The sequence below is a fragment of the Sphaerochaeta sp. UBA5836 genome, assembly GCF_002432845.1.
Taxonomy (GTDB): Bacteria; Spirochaetota; Spirochaetia; order Sphaerochaetales; family Sphaerochaetaceae; genus Sphaerochaeta.
Genome location: NZ_DJGW01000107.1, coordinates 31,612 through 39,630 on the forward strand (window position 1 = coordinate 31,612; position 8,019 = coordinate 39,630).

At 50.3% G+C, this 8,019-nt stretch carries 7 protein-coding genes and 1 tRNA gene; 5 read left to right on the top strand and 3 right to left on the bottom strand.

Translation table 11 applies throughout. The features are described from left to right. From B3F49_RS10555 to B3F49_RS10565, 3 genes are all read right to left on the bottom strand, one after another. Positions 1-1,653, bottom strand: a 1,653-nt coding sequence (locus B3F49_RS10555; protein WP_293910906.1) for a LacI family DNA-binding transcriptional regulator, incomplete at its 3' end; no start/stop codon positions are given. A 50-nt stretch (positions 1,654-1,703) separates the two neighbouring features. Beyond that, positions 1,704-2,057, bottom strand: coding sequence for a hypothetical protein (locus B3F49_RS10560; RefSeq protein ID WP_293893363.1), 354 nt, complete (start codon positions 2,055-2,057; stop codon positions 1,704-1,706). Positions 2,058-2,241: 184 nt separating this feature from the next. Further along, a tRNA-Met gene (locus tag B3F49_RS10565) sits at positions 2,242-2,314 on the bottom strand. 187 nt (positions 2,315-2,501) lie between these two features. Between B3F49_RS10565 and trkA the strand changes: the two genes are divergently transcribed. From trkA to B3F49_RS10590, 5 genes are all read left to right on the top strand, one after another. Then, on the top strand, positions 2,502-3,878 hold the full coding sequence (trkA, locus tag B3F49_RS10570) for a Trk system potassium transporter TrkA (RefSeq protein WP_293893366.1): 1,377 nt from the start codon (positions 2,502-2,504) through the stop codon (positions 3,876-3,878). A gap of 6 nt (positions 3,879-3,884) precedes the next feature. Beyond that, a complete protein-coding gene (locus B3F49_RS10575; RefSeq protein ID WP_293910908.1) occupies positions 3,885-5,342 on the top strand; it encodes a TrkH family potassium uptake protein in 1,458 nt (485 codons plus the stop codon). Positions 5,343-5,448: 106 nt separating this feature from the next. Then, positions 5,449-6,009, top strand: coding sequence for a TetR/AcrR family transcriptional regulator (locus B3F49_RS10580; protein WP_293893372.1), 561 nt, complete (start codon positions 5,449-5,451; stop codon positions 6,007-6,009). Positions 6,010-6,403: 394 nt separating this feature from the next. Next, on the top strand, positions 6,404-7,345 hold the full coding sequence (locus B3F49_RS10585) for an alpha/beta hydrolase family protein (RefSeq protein ID WP_293893375.1): 942 nt from the start codon (positions 6,404-6,406) through the stop codon (positions 7,343-7,345). A gap of 146 nt (positions 7,346-7,491) precedes the next feature. Next, positions 7,492-8,019, top strand: a 528-nt coding sequence (locus B3F49_RS10590) for a GntP family permease (RefSeq protein WP_293910910.1), incomplete at its 3' end; no start/stop codon positions are given.

The window sequence follows — 8,019 nt, forward strand, 5'->3', positions numbered from 1 at the left end:
ATTTCTCTCATGCTTGCGTATTTGCTCGAGCAGCAACGAGCCTTTGAAGGTACTGCCAACCTGCTCCTGCAATACATCATACAGAGCGGGCATCACCATGCCGAAGGGAACCAGCAAATAGCCCAGCGGCTCATCGGTATACACAAGCGGGAGCAGGACCCAGCGTCGTTGCTTCCACTGCTTTCCCAAGACCGGGGGAAGAATTTCCTCTGCCGGATACGGCTCGGCAAACGCCTGTTCGTTGTCCAGGTCCTGGACGGTCATCAACAATTGCACTTGATCGGAGTGATTGAGGAACTGGACCAGATACCCTTCGTGTATGCCGAACAAATGGAGGCTTTGCTTGAGATTGATTATCAATTGCTCAAGTTCGAAGGTGCCGCTGAGCATGGCGCTCACCTTGCGCAGTGAGTCAAACGAGCTCTCGACAGCCACCCGCTTTGCTGCCTGAAAGCGTCCGATCTTGTCACCGATCAACGCCCGGGCGGCTCCGATGAGCATCGCCTGGGTCTTTGGGCTCAAATCGCTTTCCACACTCGTTTTGTATTCTATTACAGAAAGATACTCATTCCAGCGGTGCATCGAGCCGCTTTCGCTTGCGGTTGCATCGAGTGCCCGATTGAGACGGAATATCATCTGATGATAATCGCCGAGGCGCATCAGGCGCAGCAGGTCCTGCACCGCCAGTCGCTCCGATACCGTTGCATAGCTGGGCAGTTCATGCAAACCCGGGGTATAGCTGACATGGGGATTGCATCCACATGACTCCCTGATCACTGCTTCACAGGCAAGGGTGATGTGCTCCTCTTCCCCTCCCGCCATGATCCTGTCCAGTACATCAATGGCAAGCACGCCCATCTCATAGAGCGGCTGGACGACGGTTGTCAGTGGGGGAAGCGTATAGCGGGACGGGTCCAATCCATCGAAGCCGATGACCGACACGTCGTCAGGCACCTTGATCCCCAATGAAGCCAGCTCTTCCAAGGCCCCCTGGGCCATCCAGTCATTAAGGCAGATAAGACAGTCGAACGTTCGATGATTGTCCAACAAATACCGAACTGCATCATGCCCGGCTACATCGGTAAAGGTTCCGGGCATAATCATATCAGGTTCAATTGCAATATCATGCGCCTTGAGCTCCTCGATGCAGGCATGCAGCCTTCGTATCGATTCCTCATGGGTTTCGGGCCCTTTAAGGATGGCGAACCGGCGGCGGTGGTGAACCTCGATCAGGTGTTGCACCAGTGTGGCAATGCCCTCCTCGCCCTCCACGGTGATATCGCTCATTCCCTGCATCCTCATGCCGATGGAGACCCGGGGCAATGCCGACCAAGGGGAGAAGAACTTGTTCAAGTCGACTGTTGTGAAAAAGGTGGCCAACGAGGAAGCTATGATGATCAGTCCGTCGATATTCTTCTCGCTGGCGATATGGTAGGCAAGGTTTGACGATGCTTCACTTGCAATCGGCGAGCCAAGGCGGGAACCAATAAAGGAAATCGTACCGATATTGCGTTTCTTTGCTTCCTGCTCCATGGCATGCCAGAGCGCCGATTGGTACTCATCGTCCAGATTGGCGGTAAATATTCCGATGCAACGTTGCTTGGACTGCAAAATACGCTCCTTGGCTGTGGCTTTTCTTTCATCATACCGCATGGGACAGAGATTGCAATGTTAGGGTTGTTGCTGGAACAAAGCGTATTTTATCAGTATTTCTTACCGGTAAGCATATCGTAGTGAAGAGCAAGAGAAGCCTTCTGTTCGCCTACTTGCAGAATCAGCTGAGAGCCGTCCAGTCTGCAGCAGTGATAAAGCAGCTTCCCATTGGAACCCTTGAGGGAGAGTCCCTGGATCAAGGATTGGACATCCTGGCTGCTTTTGCCAACCCGCCTGCCGGTAAAAGGACAATACATGGGTTGGATATGAACCGATGAAAAAACCGAATCATCATTCTCCAGCGATATGGTGAGGCGCATGTCCATATGATAGGAATAGGCATATACGGCAAGTGAATGCTTGGCATCCACCGCGAGTGCAAGTGCAGGCGTGTTTTCGTCCATATTCTGGTATTGTATCAACATATACAAATCTTGTCAAAAGTATGAGGGCAAATAAAAAAGGAAGGCAACCCGCCGTGTGACCAATGTCACCTCAACAAGTTGCCCAAAAGCTTGGTAGAATCAGGAATCACCGTCCTGCTGTGTACCTTTGTACATTCAACAGTCCATTCATCAGCCAACTATTTAGCAGGGGTAGGACTCGGACCTACGACCTTCGGGTTATGAGCCCGACGAGCTGCCAACTGCTCCACCCTGCGTCGAATTTCCTACCAACTATAGGGGAAATGGAAAATCTTGTCAACTAGAAATATGAAAAAGCATTTGATTTCCATTATTTCCTAACTATATATCAAGTTAGTATCCTATATTCGTAACAAACCCAAGGCCTTTAGCTTTTAGGAAGGTTCTGCTATCATCATGGGGTAGCATCGCAATTTCCTGAAAATGGAAAGGAAGGAGCTTGATACGAGCAAGAAGGTAATCATCCTGGGAGCAGGAAGACGCGGGTTGGGATTGGCGAAACAGTTGATCGTCGATGGCAAGGATGTGGTGATGATCGACAACTCCCATGAACGCATCGAAAGTGCCGTCACCAAGCTTGACTGTTTGGGAATTCTGGGCAACGGCACCGATATTGCAAAGCTCATGGAAGCCGATATCGAGCACGCACAGGCGTTCATCGCCGTAACCAACAGTGATGAGATAAACCTCGTCTCCTGCGGTTTGGTGTCCTCCTCATATCCACAGGTAAAAACAGTAGCAGCAATCCGTTCTCTCATATACACTGGTGCCGACGGACTGAAGGAAGGCCTTCTGGGTATCGACTATATCGTCAATCCCAATGCAGAAACCGCTAAATCCATTTACAAAATCATAGAACAAGGGGTCAATGGCAACGTTCTAGGCTTTTCCAATTCCAAGTTGCTCCTCTATAATTTTTACATTGAACCATTCAGCTCGTATGTCGGCTCAACCATCACGGAGATGAGAAACAAGCTTCAAGCTGAATTTGTCATCGCGTCCATCAACCGCAGAGGTTTGGTCATCGTCCCATCGGGCAATACGACCATCCAGGCACGCGACACCCTATCCATTGTAGCAGAATCAGAGGAAGTCACCGACATTCTCAAGACTGTTGGACAACTGCAAAAACGGCCGAACAACATGGTGCTCGTAGGTGCCAGCAGGATAACAAGAGCGTTGCTGAACCGAATGAGCCCGGCCATGCGGTCCAAGGTGGCAGTCGTAGACCAGGATGAGGAGGTCTGCCGTTCTTTCAGCGAACGCTTCCGTGAAATCCTGGTCATCAAGGCCGACATCACTGATGAGGATATTATGGCCGAGGAGCAGCTCGGCTCGTATGACCTGCTCGTTGCACTGACCGACAACGATGAATTGAACATCATTACTGCAAGCTATGCCAAACGCATCGGGGTGGATCGATCGATCGCCTTGATCAAGCAGAACAACAACTATACACGTATGGCCAGCTATCTCGACATCGATGTTGTCATCTCCACCACCGATACCACCGTCGAATCTCTACTCCGATATTTGAGAGGAAAGAGTGTAACGAGTGTTCATTCGTTGTTCAACGACCAATTGGAAATCTACGAATTCATCGTCAGTAAGGATAGCTTGGTGTGCAACAAGCAACTGAAGGATATCAATATGAGAAAGAAAGCCATTGTGGCAGGTGTGACCGACAAAGAGGGCAACAGCTCTATTCCCACCGGCCTTACCACCCTGAAGGAAGGGGATACCGTATTGGTGGCCGTCATGCGCGATTCGTCTGAATTCATTCAAAAGCTTTTCGGGTAACAGTATATGATCAATTGGAGACTTGACCTTCGCCTGCTTGCCTACATAGAGCTCTTCATCGGTATCTTAATGCTCATTCCCACCGGTCTTGCCTATCACTATCAGGAAGCAGACGCTCTGCAAGGCTTTCTTATAGCATACCTTGCCATTGCGATGTTCTGTTCCGCCATATTGCTGGTGATCAGGCAACCCAAAAGCAAGGCTATGTATGCCAGGGATGGTTATCTGGTAGTCACCCTTACCTGGATAATCTCAACAGCTTTTTCTGCAATCCCCTTGGCGGCAAGCGGAGCCTATGTCGACTACAGCAGTGCATATTTTGAAATCATGAGCGGCTTCACCACCACCGGGGCAACTGTTTTGCCTGAAATCGAAAGCCTGCCCAAGGCGATACTCTTCTGGAGGTCTCAGACCAACTGGCTTGGAGGTATGGGAATCGTCGTGCTCTTCGTGGCCCTGCTTCCGGCTCTGGGCGTCAGTGGGGCACTGCTTGTCGGAGCAGAATCGGTTGGTCCCACCAAAGACAAGCTGACACCGAAAATCAAAAACACCGCCCTGATTCTTTGGTCCATTTACATTGGCTTCTCCTGCATGGAAACGATCCTGCTTTTGCTCGGAGGACTTTCCCTCTACGATGCCGTAACGGTCACCTTCTCCACCATGGCTGCAGCAGGATTTTGTGTAAAAAACTCCTCGATCGGAACGTTCGGAAGCGCCTACGTCGACATTGTAGTCACCTTGTTCATGCTGATCAGCGGAGCCAACTTCGCTCTGTACTATAAGGCACTCAGTGGAAAAATCTCTTCGGTGTTGAAGGATGGGGAGCTGAGGGTGTACCTGGGCATTTGGGCGGTGGTATCGCTTCTGGCCGCGATGAAGCTTTTTTCCACCAACACCTATGCTTCATTCGCCCAATCGCTGCGGTACAGCACATTTCAGACTGCATCCATTCTTACCACCACAGGCTTTGCAACCGCCAATTACATCAATTGGCCCGCTTTCTCCCAAGTTCTGCTCTTTTTGCTGTTCTTCGTAGGAGGATCGGCTGGATCAGCAGGCGGTGGTGTAAAAGTGATTCGCATCGTAGCCCTTTTCAAGATGGGAAGGGCGCAGATAAAGCACAGGATTCACCCAAGGGGGGTCTTCCAGGTCAGGGTGGGACAGACCACCTTCCGTGAAGACCTGTTGGTATCCATCGCAACCTTCTTCGGTGTGTACATCCTCACCGGCGTGGTGGGAACTGTGGTGATTTCGCTCAGTGGAGCCGATCCACTTACCAGCTTTGCGGCCTCTTTCCTCTGCTTGGGCAACATCGGCATCGGATTTGGAGACGTCGGGCCAACCGGCAATTTTGCCTTCCTCCCCGCTTGGATCAAGTGGTTCTGCTCATTTCTCATGCTCGTCGGCCGATTGGAGCTCTTCACTGTCTACGTCCTGTTCTCAAAACACTTCTGGAAGCATTGACCTATCCAATTCCTACCACTTGCCCCTCGGGGCATTGACTGTATCGCCTATCTATATTACATATGTTATATATCTTTTGTTATTATTTACTGAGGAGGGATACAGAATGGCACCAAGACAGAAAATCACCAAAGAAATGATTCTCGAAGCCACGTTCCGCCTTACCCGGGAGCATGGTTTCGAACATGTCAACGCCCGCAGCCTGGCCGCAGAACTTGGGTGTTCGACGCAACCAATTTTCAGCCGCTTCGAAACCATGGATGAGTTGAAGAAAGCTTTCCATGCTTATGCAGCCAAGTATTTCGATCACTATGCCGCACAGGCAATGCAGGGCGGCGATTCATTTAGAAAACTTGGTGAATGCTACATTAATTTCGCCCGCAATGAGAGCAACCTGTTCAGGCTCTTGTTTATGAGCGAGGTGATGGACCTCCATGGATTTTCGCATATGTATGATGATCCGGAAAATCTGGAGGTCGCACAAAACCTATCGACTGCGATGCATATCAGCTTGGAGTCGGCAAAACGTTTCTACATGAAAATGTTCATTTTCACCCATGGCATCGCCTCGATGGCCGCAACCGGGTTCGTCCGATTGGAACCTGGCGAGGCCGAGAGCATCCTCGCTGAGGCCCATATTGCTTTTACTGCACAGCACACGAAATAAGGTAGGAAATTGAATGCTAGCTATCGGTATTTTTTTTGGACTATGTGGCTTGGAAGTGGTGATGTATGCCACAGAAACAAGAAATCGAGAACGCTGGGGACAAAACACTCCACGCATACGCATTACTCTTTTCTTACTCTTTGTTCTGCTTGTCACTGTTCGAATCATTCCATGGGGATTTGCGTGGTATGGCTTGGGTGCTCTGCTTGCCATCAGGGCATTGATTTCACTGCTTGTCTTATTCCGGAGAACATCACCGAAAGCCCAGAAAAAAGGAAATGCTGTTCGCAATCTGGTGGGCGGCACCATGCTTTTTGGGTTGGCTGTAATTCCGCTGCTTCTTTTTCCCCGTTCCACCCCTTTGCAACGAACCGCAAGCAATGCGGTTGGTACAATGGTTTATACCTGGATTGATGAAAGCCGAGAGGACTCGTTCACAGCTGAGTCGGATTATCGCAAGGTAACTGTACAGTTTTGGTATCCTGCCCTCACCGCAGAAGAGAATGCACCCGTATTGGAAGGACCTTTCCCCTTGGTCGTATTTTCCCACGGTGCCTTCGGCTATAGAATGAGCAATCATTCCACCTTCATGGAATTGGCTGGCAACGGGTATATCGTTGCAAGCATCGACCATACGCATCAGGCATTCATGACCAAAGAAGCGGATGGAACGGTAATCCTTGGCGACAGCGGATTCATCCGAACAGCCATGGATGTGGAGAATGGAAAAATCACAGGTGAAGAACTCTATCATCTACAAAAAGATTGGATGGCCTTGCGCTCCTCCGATATGGCATTCGTACTGGATCAGATAAGGAAACAGGTTGCCCTTCCAACCTCCAACGAAGTCTTTCACCAGTTGGATATCGAGCGAATCGGGGTACTCGGACATTCGATGGGTGGTGCAACCGCAGCGTGGATTGGACGCGAGGACGATGCTATCGATGCAGTAATTGTACTTGACGGTACGCTGATGGGCGAAATCGTGGGTTTCGAGCAGGGAAAGGAGGTAGTGACCGATGTTCCCTACCCCAAACCGATATTGGATGTATTCAACGAAAGCCATTACGAAGATGCAAAATCAATAGGCTTGGACTACGCAAATATGAGAATGCAGGAACATGCTTCCAAGGCATTCCAGCTGGTCGTCAACGGTTCAGGGCACCTGAATTTCACTGACCTCCCCCTCGTTTCGCCCTTGCTTGCTTCCTTGCTGGGTACCGGCAGCGTTGATCCTCGCTATTGCATGGAAATCACCAATGCCGCGGTACGGGAATTTCTCGACTACCATCTCAAGGGAGAGGGTACTGAAAGCCTGCCTTTCAGAAGGGTCTAGCATCATCTTATCGTACTTGGGCATATGACAAATGGTAAAGCAACTGATTCAATTCATCCTTTTTTTTAGGTACTGGATATACGACATAGTTCTTTCTTTTGTCCATACCGGTGGTATACTGGATGAAAACCATGAGGAGGTTGTTCATGTCTGGAATTGCATTGATCATCACGTTTGTAATCGCCATCGCGATCATGATCCTGGCCATCTCGAAATGGAACGTCCATCCGTTCCTCGCACTGATGGGAGTCTCCCTGCTCCTTGCCATTGTCATCGGCCTGCCCCTGAAAGACATTCCTGGTGTCATAGGTTCCGGTTTCAGTGGAATTTTCAGCAGCATCGGTATCGTCATCATCCTTGGAGCCCTCATCGGCACTATCTTGGAGAAGACCGGTGCAGCACTGAAACTTGCCGAAATGGTCGTTCGGCTCGTAGGGCGCAAGCATCCACAGCTTGCCATGGAAATCATGGGCTGGGTGGTTTCCATCCCCGTGTTCTGTGACAGCGGCTTTGTCATTCTCGACCCCATCAGAAAGGCACTTCGCAAAAAGACCCAGTTCTCGTCGGTTGCCATGACCGTAGCCCTTTCGGCCGGTTTGTACACCAGCCATGTTCTCATTCCCCCTACTCCGGGCCCGATAGCTGCTGCAGGAACTTTGGGAATCGGGGACAAC

Coding starts and splice junctions, on each gene's coding strand:
- trkA (WP_293893366.1), top strand. CDS start 2,502: ATGGAAAGGAAGGAGCTTGATACGAGCAAGAAGGTAATCATCCTGGGA.
- B3F49_RS10580 (WP_293893372.1), top strand. CDS start 5,449: ATGGCACCAAGACAGAAAATCACCAAAGAAATGATTCTCGAAGCCACG.
- B3F49_RS10585 (WP_293893375.1), top strand. CDS start 6,404: ATGGTTTATACCTGGATTGATGAAAGCCGAGAGGACTCGTTCACAGCT.
- B3F49_RS10575 (WP_293910908.1), top strand. CDS start 3,885: ATGATCAATTGGAGACTTGACCTTCGCCTGCTTGCCTACATAGAGCTC.
- B3F49_RS10560 (WP_293893363.1), bottom strand. CDS start 2,057: ATGGACGAAAACACGCCTGCACTTGCACTCGCGGTGGATGCCAAGCAT.